Below are 19,100 nucleotides of genomic sequence, written 5' to 3'. Positions count from 1 at the left end.
CACCGGCTTCGCGTACGCGTCCGATTTCGCAAGTACGTCGTGTCGTCCGTGTCCGGCGCTGTGCCATGGTTCGCCGCTTCTTCATCGACTCGATGGTGACGGCGATGGCGAGGTCGCGTCACGTGCCATTCCGGTTCCGATCGTTATCCGAAGGAAATTCTCCGTGTTAGACACCCTCATCGTCGGCGCTCGCTGCGCGGGCGCCACGCTCGCGATTCATCTGGCGCGCGCCGGCAAGCGCGTTCTGGCAATCGATGCGAGCAATCTCCCGAGCGACCAGCCATTGTCCACGCACTGGATTTCGCCTTACGGCATGGCGCTCCTTGACGAACTGGCGCTTGGCGACAAGGTTCGCCGTTTCGCGCCGCCGGTGCCCAGCATGATGTATGGGGGCGACGACGTGCTCGGCTGCATCGAGTATCCCGTCGGCGGAGGCTGCTCCTGTCCGCGTCGGATGGATCTCGATGCGCTGTTGCTGGAGGAGGCGCGGGCGGCGGGGGCTCAGGTCCGCACGCGGACCCGGCTGGTCGGTCTGTTGCGCGACGGCGAACGGGTGACGGGCGCCGTGGTGGAACATGACGGCGTGCGTGAAGAGATCCGGGCGCGGGTCGTGGTGGGCGCGGATGGCCAGCACTCGACGATGGCGGATCTCGTCGGTGCCGAGGAGTACCACGGCTACGACGGCCCGCGTGCAATGTATTGGGCGTACTGGCCGCGGCCGGACTGGTTCGACACCGATCCGCGCTATCGCGGCGGAGCGATGAACTGCACCTTCGGCGACGACATCGTCTTCGTTTTTCCGACCAACCGTGACCTGCTGCTGATCGGGGTGGCGTTCCCGAAAATGGAGTTGCCGGAATGGAAGGGCCGTGTGCTCGAGAAGCTCACGGAGACGCTGAAGGGCAACCCTCACACGGCGCCGCTGGTTGCCGACGCGCCCGCCAGCAAGGTGCTCGGCGCATTGAAGCTGCACTTTTTCTTCCGTCAGGCCGCAGGACCCGGCTGGGCCCTCGTGGGCGATGCGGGTCTCTTCATGGACCCGTCGCCGGGATTCGGGATTACCGACGCACTTCGCGATGCGCGTTCGCTCGCCCAGGCCATCGTCGAGGGCGATGAGCATGCGCTGGAGTGCTACTGGCGCCAGCGCGACGCAACCTCGATCGACCTGTTCGAATACTCGCGCGGCCGCGGCGCACTCGGCCACAACAATCCGCTCAGCCGGATCCTTTATCGCAAGCTTGCGAACGATCCGGAACTGCAGGCGCGTTTGCTCGCTTCGCAGAATCGCCAGTGCTCGCCGTTTGCCGTATTCGATCCGAGCGATATCAAGAAGTGGGCGGACGAGGCAATGGCCGGCGGCGAAACGGGCGTGATCCAGCCGTTGATCGACATGTCCCGGCGAGGCGAGGCGATTCGCGCCGAGATGGCGCGGCGCGTGCAGATCGCAGAGGAGGCGCGCGCCCGGCGGTCCCGCGTGCGCGAGTCGGACGAGCTGGAATCGTTTGCCGCCGGCGCCGAGCACGTCGCGTCGGTCGGGGAATCCATTTGAACGCGCGCAACAGCGGTGCGTGGTCGTTGCGGCCACGCGATTTCAAGCCACGGCGCGGCACGTTCGCCAATCGCCGGCACTGCATCGCATCAATCGAGGAGAGAGGCCATGACCATCGCAGCCACGTTGGACAGTGACGTCGCATTGTCGCGGCTCAAGCTGCCACGGCACTTCCACCGGATCAGCGCCGTCGCCACGATCCTCTATCTGGCGCACGCGCTCGCGTTCTTCCTGATTCCGGCCGCAGTGGCATTCGCCGTCGTCGATATCCCGATGTCGACGCCGGTCCGAATTGCGTTGGCCATCGTCCTGGGTGTGATCGGCGGACATGGCATGCATTTGCTGACCTTCGTCGGACACGAGGGGATGCATACGAACCTGCATCGCAACAAGTACGTGAGCGCCGCGCTGGCGCTCATCTGCTCGTCGCTGGTGCCGGGCTTCCTGATCGTGGGCTTCAGCATGACGCACTGGAAGCACCATCGCTTCACCGGTCAGGACATCGATCCGGATGTGCAGATCTATTCGCAGTACAGAACCTTCTGGTCGCGCTTCTTTCTCGCGCGTTCCAAGGGCGTGCGGATCTACACTCGGAACGCCGCGCGCATGGCGGCAGGTTTGCCGTGGCCGGAGAACACGCGGTTGCCGTTCAGCCAGCGCGAAATGCGCTGGATCTCGCGGATCAACATCGCGCTGAGCCTGTGCGCGATAACGGCCTATGGATTCATCTGGCATCGCTCGCTGTGGCTCGGTTTCACCGTCATGCTGATTCCGTATATCGGGGTGTACGTATTCAGCACCATTCGCGCATACATCGAACACACGGATACCGTGCCGGGGCGATATCGCGACAGTCGCAGCTACACGTCGCCGATCTATACGGCGCTGTTCTTCGGCAGCAACTTCCACCTTGAACACCACCAGTATCCGGCCGTCCCGTGCTACCGGTTGCCCGCGCTTCACACGTATCTGGCGTCGCACGGGCTGTTCGAGGCGGAAGGCGCGCCGGTCGAGCCGTCCTTCCTTGGCGCGCTTCGTTATACGACCGGCCGCTTTCAGTATCCCTGCGTGAATTTGCAGTCCGCGTCGGACGAATTTCTCGAGCAGATGGCGGACGGCCGTCTCGATCGCGAAGCGGCCGGAGCCGACGCCCGGGACGACGAACGGATGGTCGCCGTCGCGCGCAGATAGAACCGATCACGAGCGCACACGGCGACGCGAGCTCGCGTCGGTGTGCCACCGCCGCCCATGTAGCAAAGTGAGGAATCATGTTTATCCAGAATGCGTGGTACGCAGCAGCACTTTCAGCGGAAGTCCAGAGGGAGCCCTTTGCCCGGACGATTCTGAACCAGAAGATCGTCATGTACCGTACGCAGGCGAATCAGATCGTCGCGCTCGAGGATCGGTGCCCGCACCGGCAGGTTCCGCTATCGCGGGGGCGCGTGGTCGGCGACGAACTCCAGTGCTGGTATCACGGGCTCCGGTACGACTGCTCCGGTGCGTGCGTCAGCATTCCGAGCCAGACCGTGATCCCGAAGGGCGCACGTGTGCGGTCGTTTCCCGCCGTCGAGAAATACGGCTTCATCTGGCTGTGGACCGGTGAGCCCGACAAGGTCGACGAGGCGGCGATCCCCAACCATTGGGTCTGTTCGGCGCCCGAGCTTGCCGGGAAGATGAGCTATTGCACGATCGCGTGTAGCTACCTGTTCGGCATCGACAACATCCTCGACATTTCGCACGCCGCCTTCGTGCATGCGAAGACGCTCGGCTCGCTCGACATCGTCGAGACGCCGCCCGAAATCGTGATCAACGACGATGAAGTCCGGGTGCGCCGTTACCTGCGCCGCGAGAAGACGCCGCCGCTCTACACCCATATCCTGAAGCTCGACTACATCGACCGCTTCCAGGAGGTGCTCTACTGGCCCATCGGCAACACGCGGGTCGAAACGAGGGCTCACGCCTGCGACGATTCGAGCGGCCAGGTCTTCCACGTCTATACGACGACGATCTTCACGCCCGCCACGGATACCACGACTCATGTGTTCGTGGGCATGCATCGCGATTTCGACGTCGACAACGAGCGGTTTACCGAGTTCACCGCGAAGGAAGTGTTCGCCACCGTGATGGAGGACAAGGATGTCGCGGAGAGCCTGCAGGCGAACTGGAGCCCCACGGCGCCGATGATCGACATCCAGCTCGATCGCCCGGCGTTCGCCGCGCGGCGGATCTTGGAGCGAATGGGTGCGAACGCATCCATTCGAGCGGCCGTATGACGCACGTCGGGACGGAGCGCGTGCCGCACGCGGAAGAGGAAACGACGATGATCGAGAAGGAAGCGACGATGCGTCACCAAGGACAGTCCAGCCTTTATGTCGGCGAGTTGCTCAGCGAACTCGGAATGTCGACGCAGGACGAAGTCGGCTTGCTGCATCCCATGACGTTCGGAGAGATCGTCGGTCGCGACCGCGTCGAGCGTCTTGCGACGGCCGCCGCCGGCATCTTTTCCGAAGTCGAGTCGAAAAACGCGTGGAGCGGTGCGGACATCGGCGGGCGCGAATGGCACGGCCTCTTCCAGGGTCGCCGGATTCGCGGCGTGACGGTGGCGCGCCGGTCCGGTACACGCATCCAGGTCGACATCTTCCTTGGCTCGTTTCCCGCACCGGTGCGCCGGGCGCTGTATGACGCGAGCCGGGATCTCGTCGACGCAGACGCGTGGGTGCTGCCGCCGGGAATCGAAACGGCGTTGCCGCCGATACCTGCCGACGAGGTGCTGGACGCCAAGTTGCCGTTCCCCATCGTCGACGAGATGTTTCTGACCAGCCCGGTGGCCTGCAAACCGATTCGCGGCCGTGACGACGTCGAGCGCGTGTGCGGCCATTCGATGGCGGTCTACGGCGGACGTGCGAGCGGGCCGCGTCTGTCGGCAAACGCCACGACGCTGAGCCTCTGGACGGGCGAGGTCGGCGGGCTGCCGCTGGAAGTGGCGAACGTCATCTATTGGGAAGATGCGCGCACGGTCAAGGGCATGGCAATGGCGATGCGCCCGTGGCCGGTCGTCGCGCTGTTTCAGGCGCGGATGCGGGCGCGAACGCTCCCGTTTCTCGATCGGTCGTATTTCGAATCGGAATCCGAATCGGAATCCGAATCGAATGACGACGTGACGCCCGTTCAGCTTCGCGAGGTATAAGTCCATGAACGGACCCAGCGTGTCCGCCGCGCAGGCGCAGCCGAGCGCGATTTCGCCGTGGCCGGTGTTCTGGATCGCCAGTGTCGCGGTGTTTCTCGTCTCGATCGACGTAACCGTGCTGTATGCGGCATTTCCCGCTTTGCGACGGGCGTTTCCCGATACCGACTCTGCCGGCCTGTCGTGGGTTCTGAACGCGTACACGCTCGTCTTCGCCGCGTTGCTCGTGCCCGCGGGCCGCCTCGCCGACCTGCGCGGACGCAAGCGCACGTTCCTGCTTGGACTCGCCATGTTCCTGGGAGGATCTTTCGGCTGCGGCATCGCCACGCATGTCGAGATGCTCTGGGCAATGCGTGCGGTGCAAGGCGCGGGGGCGGCGCTGTTGTTGCCTGCATCGCTGTCGATCCTGCTCGCGGCGTTTCCGGTCGGCAAGCGGTCCGTGGCCGTGAGCTTGTGGGGCGCGGTCAGCGGGGTGGCCGGGGCATTGGGTCCAAGCGTCGGCTCGTTCATGGTGGATCGCTTCGGTTGGCCCTGGGCTTTCTTTCTCAACCTGCCGTTTGGCGCAATCGCGCTATGGCAAGGATGGCGCATTCTCGACGAGTCGCGTGATCCCGAGCGCGGTGCACCGCTCGATCTGGTTGGCGTCGTCCTGCTGATCCTCGGCGTCGGTTCCATCGCGGTCGGTCTGGTGCGATCCGAGGCGGTCGGCTGGACTTCGCCGGAAGTCGCATTCGCGATCGCAGGCGGGATGGGCATGCTGGCGGCATTCGTTGCATGGGCTCGCACGGTACGGTCGCCGGCAATCGATCTCTCGCTGTTTCGGGATCGGACTTACTGCTACATCAATCTGGCTTCGCTGTGCTTCGCGATCGGCTTTGCGATGATGTTCTTTCAGACGTTCCTGTTCACCACGGGAGTCTGGTCGTATTCGCTGACGCGTGCGGGACTGGCCGGCAGCCCCGGGCCGCTGCTCGTCGTTCCGACGGCGATCGTGTGCGGACGGTTCGCGGCGCGCGCGGGGCACCGGGTTCTGCTGGTGACGGGCAGCCTGATCTCGACGGCAGCGAGCATATGGTTCGCGCTGGTGCCTGGGGTCAATCCGGATTATGTGCATGCGTGGCTGCCGGGCGCGCTCCTCACCGGGCTGGGGGTCGGCATGGTCATGCCTTCGCTGTCCGCGGCGGCCGTCGCGCATCTGCCGCCGGCGCGATTCGGTGTCGGCTCGGCCGTCAACCAGGCGATACGCCAGGTGGGATCCGTGTTCGGCGTGGCGCTGACGGTCGCCATCACCGGTAACGCGATAACGCGCCTCGCCGAATTCCACACGCTCTGTTATCTGCAGATTGCGCTTGGCCTGGCTACCGCGATCCTGTGCGCGCCGGTGGATACGCGACCTCGAGCGCTTGCATCCGCGGTGGCACGCTGAGGGGCGCGGATCGTCCGGCAACGGTTCGCGTACAAAGCTTTCACAAAAACAACATCGATTATCCGAGGGCCTCATGATGACCGGTAGTATTTTCCCCTCCGCTGCGACAGCGGAGCGCTCGTCCCTGCTCGACATTCTTCGAGAGCGTGCCGAGCAAACGCCGGAGCGGATCGCATTTCATTTTCTTCGCGACGGCGAGGACGATGTCGTGAGCTGGTCGTACGGGCAGTTCGCCGCCGCTGCTGTCCATGTGCGGGACATGGTTCTGCAGCACCCGTTGCACGACCGGCGCGTATTGCTTCTGCTCGAACCCGGTCTGGGTTACGTCGCGGCGCTGTTCGGCATTCTGCTGGCGGGTGCCACCGCGGTACCCTCGTTTCCACCGGCCGGCGCGCGCGCGGTGGCCCGCTTCGCATCGATTTGTCGCGACGCTCACCCGGACGTGGTCATCGCCGGCAAGCTTCATCGCTCACTGCAGCCACCGCTCGACGAGCTCTACGGCGGTCAGCGTGCCGCGCCTGCGTTGCTGACGCTCGACGAAAGTGCGTTCCACGAAATCGAAGCTTCGGCATTTGGCGTTGGGGGCTCGCTGGAGTGGCGTGTCGACCTGGACCGGCCGGCGCTGCTTCAGTACACGTCCGGATCGACGGGCGAGCCCAAGGGCGTAGTCGTCACGCACGAGAATCTCGTCAGCAATTGCGCGGTGATCGCCGAACGGATCGGGCCGGATCGCGACCGTGTCGGATGCACGTGGCTGCCGCCGTATCACGACATGGGACTGATGGGCGCGCTGCTGCTCGCGGTGTTCAGCGGTTTTCCGCTCGTGATCCTGTCGCCGCAGCATTTCGTCCAGCGGCCGTATCGCTGGCTCAAGGCGATCAGCGACTATCGCGTGACCACCAGCGTCGCGCCGAATTTCGCGTTCGACCTGTGCGTCGACAACATCAGCGAAGAAGAGGCGGACACGCTCGATCTCGGCTCGCTGCAGCACGTATTCTGCGGCGCGGAGCCGGTGAGCCACGCGACGCTCGAACGTTTTTTCGCGCGCTTCGGCCGGTATGGCTTCGAGCGCCGCGCCGTGGTGCCCTGCTATGGCATGGCCGAGGCGACGCTCTATGTATCCGGCAAGGTGGGGCGTTCGCCGATGACCCTGATCGATGTCGACAAGGAGGCACTTGCTCACGGCAGGTGCGAGCTACGCGCGCCGGAATCCGATGTGCGCGGGCGTACCACGCTGGTCGGGTGTGGACCGGTGGCGGTCGGGCATCGGCTGCTGATCGTCGACCCTGAGACGAAGCACGTACAGCCTGACCGGACCATCGGTGAAATCTGGTTCAGTGGCCCGAACGTCGCCGCGGGCTATCTGAACCGCGGCGACAGCGCCGACGTTTTCGCGGCCACGCCCGGTGACGGAGATGGCGAGGGCGGATCCGTGCGCTACCTACGCACGGGCGATCTCGGCTTTCTGAACGACGGCGAGCTGTTCGTGACCGGTCGGATCAAGGACATCGTGATTGTCGCCGGGCGCAATCTCTATCCGAACGACATCGAGGGATCGGTGCAATCGGCGCACGACGCGATTCGCACGAACGGTGTGGTGGCGTTCTCGATCGACGGCGGTCCTTCTGAGTCGCTCGTCATCGTTGCGGAACTCAAGCGCTCGCGCCGACTGAATACCGAGCAAATGCGCGAGGTGCGCGCGGCGATTACGTTGGCGGTCACGCGAGACCACGGGGTGTCACCGGCGGTGGTGCACCTGGGACCGACCGGCTCGATTCCGCTCACGACCAGCGGCAAGGTGCGCCGGCAAGCGTGCAAGCAGGCGTTCCAGCAAGGTCGCTTGAGCGTGCTCGAAGCACGCACGTAAGCCGTCCGCCAACACTTCATCTTCACATTCCATTTCTTCGGAGCCAGTCATGGCTGAAGCGGATTCCCTGGCTTCGCGCACACCGGCAACCGCCGCTGTCGCGGAAGCCGACACCGACGTGCGCGCACGCCGGCTTGCTTATCTGACCGTGGGCATTCCCGCGCTCGGTTTCGCGCTGGCGATCGCCTACACGTGGATATACGGCATGCGCGCGACAGACTTCGTGCTGCTGGCGGTGATGTATTTCTCGACCGCGATCGGCGTCGAAACCGGCATGCATCGATATTTTTCGCACCGCTCGTTCAAGGGGCGACCGATCGTCACCGTGATGCTTGGCGTACTCGGCAGCATGGCCGCCCAAGGGCCGATCCTGTTCTGGGCCGCCACGCACCGGATGCATCACGCGTTCACCGATCAGGACGGCGATCCGCATTCGCCGCGCCCGCGCGCGAACCGGCACGGCAAGCCGAGCCGACTGGCGGGCCTTTGGCACGGTCACGTGGGCTGGCTGTTCACGGTGCGGCGCGAGAACTGGAGTGCGTATGCCGCGGACCTGCTGCGCGATCGCCTGATCGTCAATCTCAATCTTCGATACGCGTGGTGGGTGATGCTCGGCCTCGCCATCCCCGCGCTCGCGGGTGCGCTGCTCGCGCCGGCCGGGCAGGCCTTGTTCGGGGCCGTCGGCGGCTTCCTGTGGGGTGGTCTCGCGCGAATCTTCCTGCTCGATCAATCGACGTGGGCGGTCAATTCCCTGTGCCACACCATCGGCACCCGTCCGCACGCGACGCGCGACCACAGTCGCAATCTGGGCCTGCTCGCCATCGTTTCGGTGGGCGGCGCGTGGCACAACAACCATCACGCGCAGCCGGCCTTCGCCAACAACGATCACGCGTTCTGGCAACTCGATCCCTCCGCCTGGATCATCCGCCTGCTCGACGCGCTGGGGCTCGTCACGGAGGTGCGCTACGCCCCGAAGCGCCGCGCGGCGGCTCACTCAACTTCGCCGTAATCCTGTTAGCGTTTGGAGAATCCTATGAATTCGTCGATTCAGGTTGCACCCGGCGTGACTGCCGCCGGCGGGCTGTCGGCCGCCGACGGTCAGATCCCCGGTGTTTCGCCGCTAAAGGGCAGTGGGGCGCGCATCAAGCGCTATACCGCCCTGGCCGTGATGCTGGTGCCGCTCGCCGGCTTTGCGCTGGCGGCACGCCAACTCGTGCTGGGAGACTTCACCGTCACCGATCTGGTGCTGTTCGGGGTGTTCTATTTTCTGCACATGGGCGGGATCACGATGGGCTTCCATCGGTACCTCGCTCACAAGACGTTCCGGACTTCGAAGTGGTTCGAGGGACTGCTGCTGATCTGCGGGTCGATGGCCGCCCAAGGCCCGATCATGTTCTGGGTGACGACCCATCGTCGTCATCATCTGTACAGCGACCAGCAAGGCGATCCGCATTCGCCGAACCTGGTCGGACAGGGGCTGTTCGCCAAGCTGCGCGGCCTCTGGTATGCGCACATGCCGTGGATGCTGGCTGCGGACGTATCGGGCTGGACGTTCTTCGCCCCCGATGTGTTGCGCGATCGCCGTCTGTTTTTCTATCACCGTACCTACGTCTGGTGGATCGTGCTCGGTCTCGTGCTGCCCGCCGGGATCGGCGGCGCCATTGCCGGCTCCTGGCACGGCGCGTGGAACGGCCTTCTGTTCGGCGGGTTCGCGCGGATTTTCCTGGCCAACCAGGCTGCCTGGTGCGTGGGTTCGGTGTGCCACATGTTCGGTGGACGGCCGTTCAAGACAGACGACAACAGCGCGAACAACTGGACGGTCGCCGTGTTCACGTTCGGCGAAGGCCTGCAGAACAACCACCACGCGTTCCCGGCGTCATATCGCCACTCGGTGAAGTGGTACGAGCCGGATCTCAGCGCGTGGGTGTTGTGGACGCTCGGCAAGCTGGGCGTCGTGTGGGACCTGCGCCAACCCGGGCCTGCCGCAATCCGCAAGCTCGCCAAGCAGCCGTATTGAAGAAGATTGCCGTCGTCATTTCGTTCATTTCCCTCGTATAGAAGGATTTTTCATCATGTCTCAAGCTGGAATTCTGGGTGGTCTGTTCGGCCGCAAGAAGGCGGTGGCCGCCGATATCGGCCCCCTCACCGAAGCGTCGATTCGAAGCTGGCTGATCGACCGGCTCGCCAGGCAGTTGAAGGTGGACCGGGCTGCCATCGACCCCGCGAAGCGCTTCGACGAATATGGCCTCGATTCGATCGTCGCGGTGCAGGTGTCGGGCGATCTGGAGAAGGTCGTCGAGCAGCGGCTGTCCCCGGCGCTGCTGTTCGAACACAACAGCATCGACGAACTGGCGCGCCACCTGTCGACCGAGCTCGGCTTGCAGGCTGCATAAGCGGGAGATCGACATGACAAGCAAATACACCTTCCCGAGCGCGCCGCCCGCGCGTTTCGACGAATTCCTGAAGAAGTCGAAAGCGCTCGAGGGCGTACGGCTGACCGACGCGATTCCAAAGTCGTTGTACGAGCCGCGCGCGTGGCGCGGCGTTCTTGGTTTCGTGGTGAGCTATGCCGCGTACATCGGTGCGCTGGTCGGCATCGCGTACGCACCGCATTGGCTGTTCTACGTTCCGCTGTGGCTGCTCGCAGGTCTGGGCGGCTGGGGGCTGCACTGCATCGCGCACGATTGTGGGCACAACTCGTTCTCCCGCTCTCGATGGTTCAACCTGGCGATCGGGCATTTGTCGCTTCTGCCGCTGCTGTATCCGTTCCACGCGTGGCGCCATACGCACAACCTGCATCACGCGAACACCAACAACCTCGAACTCGACACGGACTGGCGGCCCATTCCCGCGCCGCTTTACGATCGCATGTCGTTCCTGAAGCGTCTCGAGTACGCCGGTACGCGCAAGTGGCTGTTCTGGGCGGGCACGGTCAGCTACTGGAAGGAGTCGGGATTCCGTCCGGGCTTCTATCCGAAGCGCGAGATGCGGCGCGACGTGAAACGCTCGATTGCGTTCGTGCTGATCGCGTCGGCGCTTTACTTCCCGGCGCTGATCTACTTCACGGGCATCACGGGCCTGTTCCTGTACTTCGTCGTGCCGTGGCTCATGATTCACGCGTGGTTCAGCGCCACGACGCTGATGCACCACACGTCGGACGACATCCCGTTCCTGCCGTCGCAGCACTGGACGCCGAACGCCAGTCGCCTGCTTGTGACGACCGACTACCGGTATCCGAAGTGGCTGCATTTCATGACGCACAACATTTCGGTGCATACGGCGCACCACGTCGCGCCGATCGTACCGTTCTACAACTTGCCGAAGGCCCAGGCGGCGCTCAAGGAGGCGTTCCCCGGCATGATCCGCGAAAAGGATTTCACGTTCGGCGATCTTTGGCACGTCATTCGTCATTGCCATTTCTACGACACCGAGTCGGGCTACTACCGGAGCCTGTCCCGGGAAGCCGTGCCCGTCGGCGCGCGTACGGCGGCGGAGGGCCGGTGATGGTGTCCGTGAACCATACGGAAGTCTCGCCGATCGCTCGGCGCAAGGCGAATGCGCCATCGTTGCGCGTGCGGCTCCGCCGTCGCGCGTTCGGGATGCTGAATGCCTTCGCGCCGCGCCTCGCCGGAAGGCGGGCGGCCGACGCGTTCGGCTTCACGCGCGGCTACGGGCTCCCTGTCAGCGATCGGGTGCCACTCGGCGCCACGGAGACGCCGATCGAGGGCAATGCGGATATCGACCGGGCCTATTACTGGGAGGGCGGGGCGTCGCGCGTGCTGCTCGTGCACGGCTGGGGCACCGACAGCAGCAGCATGCTGAGCTTCGTGAAGCCGATGCAGAACCTGGGCTTCTCGGTGGCGTCATTCGACGCGCCTGCTCACGGTCGTTCGCCGGGCAAGCATACGACGATGACGCAGTTCACCCGCGCGACCGGCGCGGTGCTCGACGCGATCGACGGCGCGCACGTGGTGATCGCGCATTCGCTCGGTTCGATCGCGGCGGTTTCCGCACTGGCGGAACGCTCGCGCCGCGCATCGTTGCGCTGCATCGTGCTGATCGCCCCGACGTGCGGGTTGACCGAGGTGCTGGAGCGCTGGGCGAGCCGCGACATGGCGTTCCAGCGCCCGGTGGTCGAGCGCATTTTTGCGGAGCTGCATCGACGCAACGGCGTACCGGTCAGCCACTGGGACATTCTCGCGCGCGGCGCGTCGCTCGACGTTCCGGTGCTGGTCGTGCACGATCCGGCCGATTCGGTGGTGCCGTACTGCGAGGCGCAGCGGGTAGTGGCCGGCCTGCAGGATGCGACGCTGTGGCCGGCCCCGGGCGCGGGGCATGGGCGGATCCTGTCGGACGCGAGGGTACGCGAGCAGGTGCGCGAGTTTGTGATGCGACAGACGTCGAATTTTGGAGAGTTGGCGAGATGAGCACGACTGCGGTGGAGATGCGCACGTTGATGTGTCTGGTGTGCGGCTGGATCTATTCGGAAGAACGGGGCGCGCCGGACGACGGCATCGCGCCGGGAACGCGCTGGGAAGACATTCCGGCCAAATGGAAATGTCCGGAGTGCGGCGTCGGCAAGGAAGATTTCGAAATGGTGTCGATCTGACGTGATGGAGAGGCGCGCGTCGCCTTTCCTCGTGTTCGACCGCGCAATCGCAGTTGTTACGCGTGCCGGGCAGGCGAAGCGGCATCCCTTCCCGGCAGGCGACTCGTGCGGCGGCGGTGCCATCCGATCCGCCGGAACCCACCTTTGAATGGAGTGTGGAAATGGTTGCACGACAGGTAGTGATCTGCAGTCCCGTCAGAACGCCCATCGGCGCATTCGGCGGCACGTTGAAGGACGTTGCTGCGACGGCGCTCGGCGCAGTCGCGGTCCGCGAAGCGGTACGTCGCAGCAACGTCGATCCGGCGGAATTGGCGGCGGTCGTGATGGGCAACGTCATTCAGGCAGGAAACAGGATGAACCCCGCGCGTCAAGCGGCCATCGGGGGCGGCGTACCGGTGGCCGTGCCTGCGCTTACGGTCAATCGAGTGTGTGGTTCGGGCGCCCAGGCCATCGTGAATGCGGCGCAGGAAATCTGGCTTGGATTCGGCTCGGTCGCGGTAGCGGGCGGAATGGAAAACATGGACCGCGCCCCGTATCTGCTGGAAAGCGGGCGATGGGGCCATCGGATGGGGCATGCCGGGATCGTCGACAGCATGCTCGGGGACGGCCTCGTCGACGCGTTTTCCAACCAGCATTCCGGATGGCACACGGAGGACCTCGTTGCAGCGATGGGGATCACGCGCGCGCAGCAGGACCGGTGGGCGGAGCGTTCGCAGCAGCGCTTCGCGCAGGCGCAAGGACGCGGGGCGTTCGACCCGGAGCTTGTCGCGGTCGAAATCGAGGGGCGGAAACAGACTGTCAAATTCGAGCGCGACGAGCAGCCGCGGCCTGACACGACGGTCGAGTCGCTCTCCAGGCTGAAGCCCGCGTTTCGCTCCGACGGCACCATCACTGCGGGCAATGCGCCCGGATTGAACAGCGGTGCGGCGGCAATGATCGTGGCGGATCGGCAGTATGCCGACGCGCGTGGAATCGAGCCGCTCGCAACGCTCGTTTCCTATGGGGTGGGGGCGGTGGAGCCGGGCATGTTCGGACTCGGGCCGGTGCCGGCCGTCAAGATGGCGCTCGCCCGTGCCGGGTGGTCGTTGAAGGACGTCGAGCGTTTCGAGATCAATGAGGCGTTTGCCGCCGTGCCGATCGCGGTCATGCGGGAACTCGGCATCGACGAGGAACGGGTGAATGTCGAAGGCGGCGCGATTGCGCACGGTCATGCAATCGGCGCAACCGGTGCCGTTTTGACGACCCGCCTTGCGCACTCGATGCGCCGCGATGGCGTGAATCGCGGCATGGTGACGTTGTGCATCGGCGGCGGCCAGGGTATCGCCCTCGCCCTGGAATCCGTCTAACGGCGTTCTGATGCCGGGGCGGCGGCAACCGCCCCGGCTCGCGTCAATCAAGGAGAAGATATGGACCAGCGTTCAGCACTGGAAGATACGAACCCTCGTGCGGCGACCGGATATACGGCAGCCGAGACTGCGCTTTGGCGCAAGTGGCTGTCCCATTTCGGCGCCGAGCGCGTGCAAGACCTGGACCTCGGCGTGCTGGAGGCGATTGCGAGTTATGTCGGGAAGGGCGTATCGCCTCCGAATGAATAGGGCGCGATTCGGAGCCGCCGAGGAAGCGGCTCGCCTTTCCGGCAACACGTCGGCGCTCGGCCAAGCGGTGACACCGTCGTTCAGGCACACGAGCGCGATCGACCTGACGCCAGCCGGACAATCGGTCCGCCCCGGAACTGGCTTCGGTACCATCCCCTCTCATTCAACGAACCGTCGCCTCGACACAAGCGTCCCCGCCGGCTTCCCGGCGCCCGGTCGCCGGAATTGCGGCCGGCGCGCGCGCCCCTGGCACCCTGAATACGGCGACCTTGCGGACCAGGTACAGCGTGATGAAGCTGACCATTACCGCGAGCCATTTCGCGGCAATATTGCCGACCAGTCCCGCCGCCAGATGCACGATGCCCGCGGTCAGCAGCGAGCCGAACCCGCAACTCGCCGCGAACAGCAGCGCTTCGCGGACCTGCCGGCGGCCGATCGTGGTCGAGCGGAACACGAAGCGGCGCGAAAGCACGTAATTCACGCCACCCCCGACCAGGTATGCGACCGACGCCGATATCCCGGCATCGATCTGCATGGCCGAGGCCAGCGTGAGGAACAGTGCCCAGTCGACGACGAGCGACACGGCGCTCACGACGAAGTAGCCGGAAAACATCATGTCCGCCCCCACTGAACGGTGCGGGCGGGGACCGCGCGCAACCCCGATGCGCCGGCTTGTGGTTCGCTGCCGCTCTCGTGATACTCCGCGTCCTCGTTGACGGCCCAGACGTCGCGAAGCTTGTGCCCGGCGACGATGTTCTCGACGGTCAGCATGGCGGTCATCATTGCGTGGTCCTGATTGTTGTACTTGTGCATGCCGTTGCGACCGACGAGATGCAGGTTCGGATAGTGCTCGGCCAGATCCGAACGGATCTCGTCGACGATGTCGCGATAATCGTCGTCGTACACGGGGTACGCCTTCGGTTGACGAACGACGCGCGAACCGCGAATCTGGTCGCGCGTCGCCAGGCCGATTTTCTCGAGTTCACCGATCGCGAGTTCAGTCATGTCGGCATCGCTGCTTTCCCACATCGAATCGCCGTCGAAGCAGAAGTATTCGAGCCCCAGGCAGCCACCCGTCGCCGCGTCGGGCACCATCTCGGGCGACCACGATGCGAAATTCTGGATTCGCCCGACCTTGACGGACGGGTCATGGATGTAGATCCAGTTGTCCGTGAAGGTGGCGGGCCGGTCGAGTATCAGCGCGACCGTGATGAAGTCCCGATACTGCAGTCTCGACGCGGCAGCTGCGGATGACGGACGGGGCGAAATCGCGCGAAGCGTTTCGCGCAGCGGCGCGGTGCACACCACATCGCGAGCGCTGATGCGATTCGTCTGTCCGTCCTGGCCGACGGTTTCGACGAGCCAGCGCCGCGTGACGCCGTCGTACTGCATTGCCCCGGCCGCCTGTCCCATCATCAGCTGTCCGCCCTGATCCTGGAATTTGCGGGCGGCGGCTTCCCACAACATGCCGGGGCCGCGGCGCGGGTAATGGAAGGATTCGATCAGTGTCTTGACGTTGGACTTGCCCGATCGGATGCCGAGCGAGCGCTTTACCGCGCTCACGATGGCGGTGGACAGGCTCAGGCCCTTGATGCGCTGCGCGGCCCAGTCGGCCGATATCTCGTCGCACGACATGCCCCAGACCTTTTCGGTGTACGTCTTGAAGAAGATGGAAAACAGTCGTTCTCCGAATTGATTGGCGACCCATTGATGAAAGGACTTCGGGTTTGGACAGGGCTTGACGCGGGCTGCGAGGTACGAAAGCACGCAGCGAGTGCTTTCGACGATGCCGAGATTCAGCAAGGCCTCGATGCCATCGAGCGGGTATCGATAGAATTTGTTCCGGTAGAAGATGCGCGAGCTGCGCGGTCGCTCGATGAAGTCGTCCGGGAGCAGTTCGTGCCACAGTGCGACAACGTCCGCCGACTTGGAGAAGAAGCGGTGTCCTCCGATGTCGAAGCAGTGGTCGTCGAACTGTTCGGTGCGACTGATGCCGCCGACATACCGAGGATCCTTCTCGATGATCGCGACCGACAGGTCGGTCTGCCTGGTCAGCAGATAGGCGGCGGTGAGGCCGCCGGGTCCGGCGCCGATGATGAGTACGTCAACCGATTGATCCATGTTGTCACCCCGAGTTTCAAGTCGCTGGTCCATTGACTGTCGTATCGGCCGCTCCAGCCGGGCGGCAAACTGCCATGTCGAATCGATGATCCGGATGTCCCGTTCAGACGTCGCCCACTTGCGCGTGGCGCGGCGGGGAAGCGCCGCCTCGGGCGGTCGGTCGTGCGGGTATCGCGTTCGTCTGGTCGAGTGGTTGAATGCGCACGGACGATGCATCCTGAGCTGCGGCAGTCGTCCTGATGCTGCGGCAGTCGTACAGCCAGACCGTGTTTTTGGGTTCGGGCGACCACGCGTAGCCTGTTGCCAACTCCGGGTAGTGCCGATGCGACACGATGAAATCCAGCACGGGGTCTGCACAGATGTGCCGGATGGCAGCTCGGTCGAGCGGTACGTATTCGTACCTGGACACGAACACGGTCGACTTTCGGTCGGTGTCGTGCCCGTCGCGCGGTCGTGCGGCGCGCGGGTCTTGCTTGATCAACTCGACCCGTCGCACCGCCTCGAAGGTAGTCCGGCGATGGAAGATCAGCCCCGCGGCCTGCGTCGACGAGTAGTAGCTCGACGTCTTCATCATCAGCCACGGATAGACGACTTCGTCCGCCGGTCCGTCCCAATAGACGATGGCGCCGCGCGCGACCGTACCTTCGAACGGCGTGAAGTCGGCGCGGTCGGCGCCGGCTTCCAGGATCCTGGCTGCTTCCGACCGCTGGTCGATATTGACGAGTCCGTATGCGGCGAATACGGCCAATATCACCGGCAAGCCGATGGCCGCGATTCGATTGCGCGACAGATTGAGCACGGCGAGCACAGCGACCAGCATGATGACCAGGTGCGTGTGAATCAGTGTTTCAAGCCACGGAATGTCGAACGTCACGCTGCCGGTCGGATACGCGACGCGACCGACCTGATACGCGCACTGGTATACGACCCAGATCGTCGCGGCAGCGAGGGTCGTCCCGATCCACATCCGGCGAAGCGCAGGGGTGAGGTCGGCGAGCCGCGCGCCGGCAGCGGCGGGCGCCCGTCGACGGGCTGCCGCGTGGAGCGTCGCGGCAACCGCCAGTGCGATGAAACCTCCGCCGACGTCGAGCAGGAGCCAGCAGATCGCGAGCAGCCAGATTAGGGTCGGCCGTGTGTGGCGTTCGCGTCGCACGAGCAAAATGGCCGCGGGCCATTGCATCAACGTCAGCAGCCACAGCGTGCGCCACGGCTGCATCTGTATCCAGATCGCGTCCTGTCCGGCGAGGTCCGCGATCGTGGTCAGCGCGATGCCGGCAATGCCGATCAGCGTGAGATTCGACCACAGCGCACGGTGATCCTGCGCCTGGTTCGCGCATAGTGCCGCGGGAAGTGCGATCGCCCAGCACACCTTGTTCCATTCAGTGAGCGACCACAACGTCGGGAACAGGAATGGCACGTTGTATCGCGCGATCGACCGCCATTCCGGATCGAACGGATAGAGGTGTAACACCTTGAGCGGCGGCATCTCGACGACGGCGAAAATCATGAGCGCGAGCGGCAATAGCCGCCACCACTTCACGCGTGGCGTCCGGCCGAGGACGACGAAGACGAGCGAAGCGCCGCCGATCAGCGGGTGAACGGCGGTTGCGACGATCGTCAGCACGATGGCAATGCGATGACGGCCTTCGAGCATCGACGCAATCGCCCACAGGCCGAGTGCTTCGGCGGGAAGCCGGGCCGTGAGAAATCCTTCGTCATACGAAAAGACCAGGCCGGCGCCGTAATCGGACGGCATGCAGGCGACGAGGAACATCGCGAGCCAGTGCCACGGGGCGGGCAGCAGTTTCTTCGCCAGGCGCCACATGCCGCTCCACCAGAGCGCCTGAATCGCGATCAGGCACGCGAGATTGCTGGCGCGGAGCCCGAATGCCGAGATCAGCTTCGCGAAGATCCGACCGTAAATCGTCCAGTGATCCTGAGAACCGAATTCAAAGAACAGATCGTGCGAGAAATGCTCGGGATGCGCGTTATATAGCGCCTGCGCGGTGTACAGGATCGCGTCGTGCCGAATGCCTGTATAAGGATGCGTTATCAGGAACAGAACGGCCAACGAAAGCGCAAGTGCGATGACCGAACAGGGGCTTTTCTCAGTCCGATTCATGATCGAATGGAAGACTTTTATCGACGATATTTCGTGAGCCGGCGCTCCGTATGCGACGAAACGGACCATGAGGTCCCGGCTTCGCGGGCGGCGGCGCGTTGCACCCTGACAGCTCGAGAGCCTTCAGGCGAGATGCAGGGGGCCGCTCAGGGCGCGCGTTTTGCCATACCGCCCATCGTCAGCGGTACGCAGACGCGCATGCCGGTGAAGAGAGAGGCGGTATGGGGCGCTCGTGCGTGTGCAGGCGTCCGCTGGTTCCGAGCGGGCGCGGATGCTTGCGGGAATGCCCGGCTTGCGCAGCGGATCGGCCGCGGTGTGATCGTTGCCGCGCCGCTCTTCATCCCCGGCGACGCCGCGATCGAGATCGTGGTGCTTGTTTTCATTGTGTCCCCCGATGCGTCCTGCACCGAAAAAGCGTCTTACCGGTGTGCCGGACGCGGACTTTTCGAAATATTTGATTGAGCGCCGGGACGGCTGTCCGGCGCCTTCGGCGTGAACGCACGGAGCGTGCCACGCCCGCCGGCGCGTGCGTTCGGACCGATGAGGCGACATCGATGCAGGCCGGGATACCGGTCGTCGCGGGAAATGTGTCGGTCTTGAAACGGTCGGGAACCGTCGGATCGGGTC

18 protein-coding genes are annotated in these 19,100 nt (G+C 64.5%); 15 read left to right on the top strand and 3 right to left on the bottom strand.

All coding sequences use genetic code 11. From position 1 onward, the window contains the following. Positions 1-163: 163 nt before the first annotated feature. The 14 genes from HWX25_RS02340 to HWX25_RS02275 all read left to right on the top strand — a co-directional run bounded on the left by HWX25_RS02340 (position 164) and on the right by HWX25_RS02275 (position 14,230). Entirely contained in the window at positions 164-1,549 is a 1,386-nt protein-coding gene (locus tag HWX25_RS02340) for an NAD(P)/FAD-dependent oxidoreductase (RefSeq protein ID WP_175906820.1), read from the top strand. A gap of 108 nt (positions 1,550-1,657) precedes the next feature. Continuing rightward, entirely contained in the window at positions 1,658-2,740 is a 1,083-nt protein-coding gene (locus tag HWX25_RS02335) for a fatty acid desaturase (protein ID WP_175906818.1), read from the top strand. Between the two features lie 77 nt (positions 2,741-2,817). Next, the gene (locus HWX25_RS02330) at positions 2,818-3,822 is read left to right on the top strand and encodes an aromatic ring-hydroxylating dioxygenase subunit alpha (protein WP_175906816.1); all 1,005 of its coding nucleotides are present in this window, start codon (positions 2,818-2,820) and stop codon (positions 3,820-3,822) included. Continuing rightward, on the top strand, positions 3,819-4,736 hold the full coding sequence (locus HWX25_RS02325) for a hypothetical protein (protein ID WP_175906814.1): 918 nt from the start codon (positions 3,819-3,821) through the stop codon (positions 4,734-4,736). The genes HWX25_RS02330 and HWX25_RS02325 overlap by 4 nt, the downstream gene beginning before the upstream one ends. A 4-nt stretch (positions 4,737-4,740) precedes the next feature. Then, the gene (locus tag HWX25_RS02320) at positions 4,741-6,159 is read left to right on the top strand and encodes an MFS transporter (RefSeq protein WP_175906812.1); all 1,419 of its coding nucleotides are present in this window, start codon (positions 4,741-4,743) and stop codon (positions 6,157-6,159) included. 73 nt (positions 6,160-6,232) lie between these two features. Then, entirely contained in the window at positions 6,233-8,026 is a 1,794-nt protein-coding gene (locus tag HWX25_RS02315) for a fatty acyl-AMP ligase (RefSeq protein ID WP_244138724.1), read from the top strand. Between the two features lie 49 nt (positions 8,027-8,075). Then, entirely contained in the window at positions 8,076-9,035 is a 960-nt protein-coding gene (locus HWX25_RS02310) for an acyl-CoA desaturase (RefSeq protein ID WP_175906810.1), read from the top strand. A 24-nt stretch (positions 9,036-9,059) separates the two neighbouring features. Further along, positions 9,060-10,043: an acyl-CoA desaturase gene (locus tag HWX25_RS02305; RefSeq protein ID WP_059532232.1), complete on the top strand. Its 984-nt coding sequence runs from the start codon at positions 9,060-9,062 to the stop codon at positions 10,041-10,043. Between the two features lie 55 nt (positions 10,044-10,098). Further along, positions 10,099-10,419 carry an acyl carrier protein gene (locus HWX25_RS02300; protein ID WP_059532229.1) on the top strand — a complete coding sequence of 107 codons (321 nt, stop codon included), beginning with the start codon at positions 10,099-10,101 and terminating at the stop codon, positions 10,417-10,419. A 13-nt stretch (positions 10,420-10,432) separates the two neighbouring features. After that, on the top strand, positions 10,433-11,530 hold the full coding sequence (locus HWX25_RS02295) for a fatty acid desaturase (RefSeq protein WP_175906808.1): 1,098 nt from the start codon (positions 10,433-10,435) through the stop codon (positions 11,528-11,530). Next, positions 11,530-12,453: an alpha/beta fold hydrolase gene (locus HWX25_RS02290; protein WP_175906806.1), complete on the top strand. Its 924-nt coding sequence runs from the start codon at positions 11,530-11,532 to the stop codon at positions 12,451-12,453. Before HWX25_RS02295 ends, HWX25_RS02290 begins: the two co-directional genes overlap by 1 nt. After that, positions 12,450-12,635, top strand: coding sequence for a rubredoxin (locus tag HWX25_RS02285; protein ID WP_059532220.1), 186 nt, complete (start codon positions 12,450-12,452; stop codon positions 12,633-12,635). The genes HWX25_RS02290 and HWX25_RS02285 overlap by 4 nt, the downstream gene beginning before the upstream one ends. Before the next feature lie 161 nt (positions 12,636-12,796). Further along, on the top strand, positions 12,797-13,981 hold the full coding sequence (locus HWX25_RS02280) for a thiolase family protein (RefSeq protein WP_175906804.1): 1,185 nt from the start codon (positions 12,797-12,799) through the stop codon (positions 13,979-13,981). A gap of 60 nt (positions 13,982-14,041) precedes the next feature. Then, positions 14,042-14,230, top strand: a complete 189-nt coding sequence (locus HWX25_RS02275; RefSeq protein ID WP_175906802.1) for a hypothetical protein — start codon at positions 14,042-14,044, stop codon at positions 14,228-14,230. Positions 14,231-14,393: 163 nt separating this feature from the next. Here the strand turns inward: HWX25_RS02275 and HWX25_RS02270 are convergent, their stop codons facing one another. From HWX25_RS02270 to HWX25_RS02260, 3 genes are all read right to left on the bottom strand, one after another. Further along, on the bottom strand, positions 14,394-14,843 hold the full coding sequence (locus HWX25_RS02270; protein ID WP_244138723.1) for a GtrA family protein: 450 nt from the start codon (positions 14,841-14,843) through the stop codon (positions 14,394-14,396). Further along, positions 14,843-16,384 carry an NAD(P)/FAD-dependent oxidoreductase gene (locus tag HWX25_RS02265; protein WP_244138722.1) on the bottom strand — a complete coding sequence of 514 codons (1,542 nt, stop codon included), beginning with the start codon at positions 16,382-16,384 and terminating at the stop codon, positions 14,843-14,845. Before HWX25_RS02265 ends, HWX25_RS02270 begins: the two co-directional genes overlap by 1 nt. 70 nt (positions 16,385-16,454) lie before the next feature. After that, positions 16,455-18,422: a hypothetical protein gene (locus tag HWX25_RS02260; RefSeq protein WP_175906800.1), complete on the bottom strand. Its 1,968-nt coding sequence runs from the start codon at positions 18,420-18,422 to the stop codon at positions 16,455-16,457. A gap of 57 nt (positions 18,423-18,479) precedes the next feature. On the opposite strand from HWX25_RS02260, the gene HWX25_RS02255 reads away from it, so the two are divergent. Beyond that, the gene (locus tag HWX25_RS02255) at positions 18,480-18,935 is read left to right on the top strand and encodes a hypothetical protein (protein WP_175906798.1); all 456 of its coding nucleotides are present in this window, start codon (positions 18,480-18,482) and stop codon (positions 18,933-18,935) included. The last annotated feature ends 165 nt before the right edge of the window (positions 18,936-19,100 follow it).

Origin of the sequence: Burkholderia sp. BCC1640, from assembly GCF_902833125.1 — a bacterium.
GTDB lineage: Bacteria > Pseudomonadota > Gammaproteobacteria > Burkholderiales > Burkholderiaceae > Burkholderia > Burkholderia diffusa.
The sequence above is the reverse complement of the archived record's forward strand: the minus strand, read 5'-3'. Positions and strand labels throughout refer to the sequence as shown.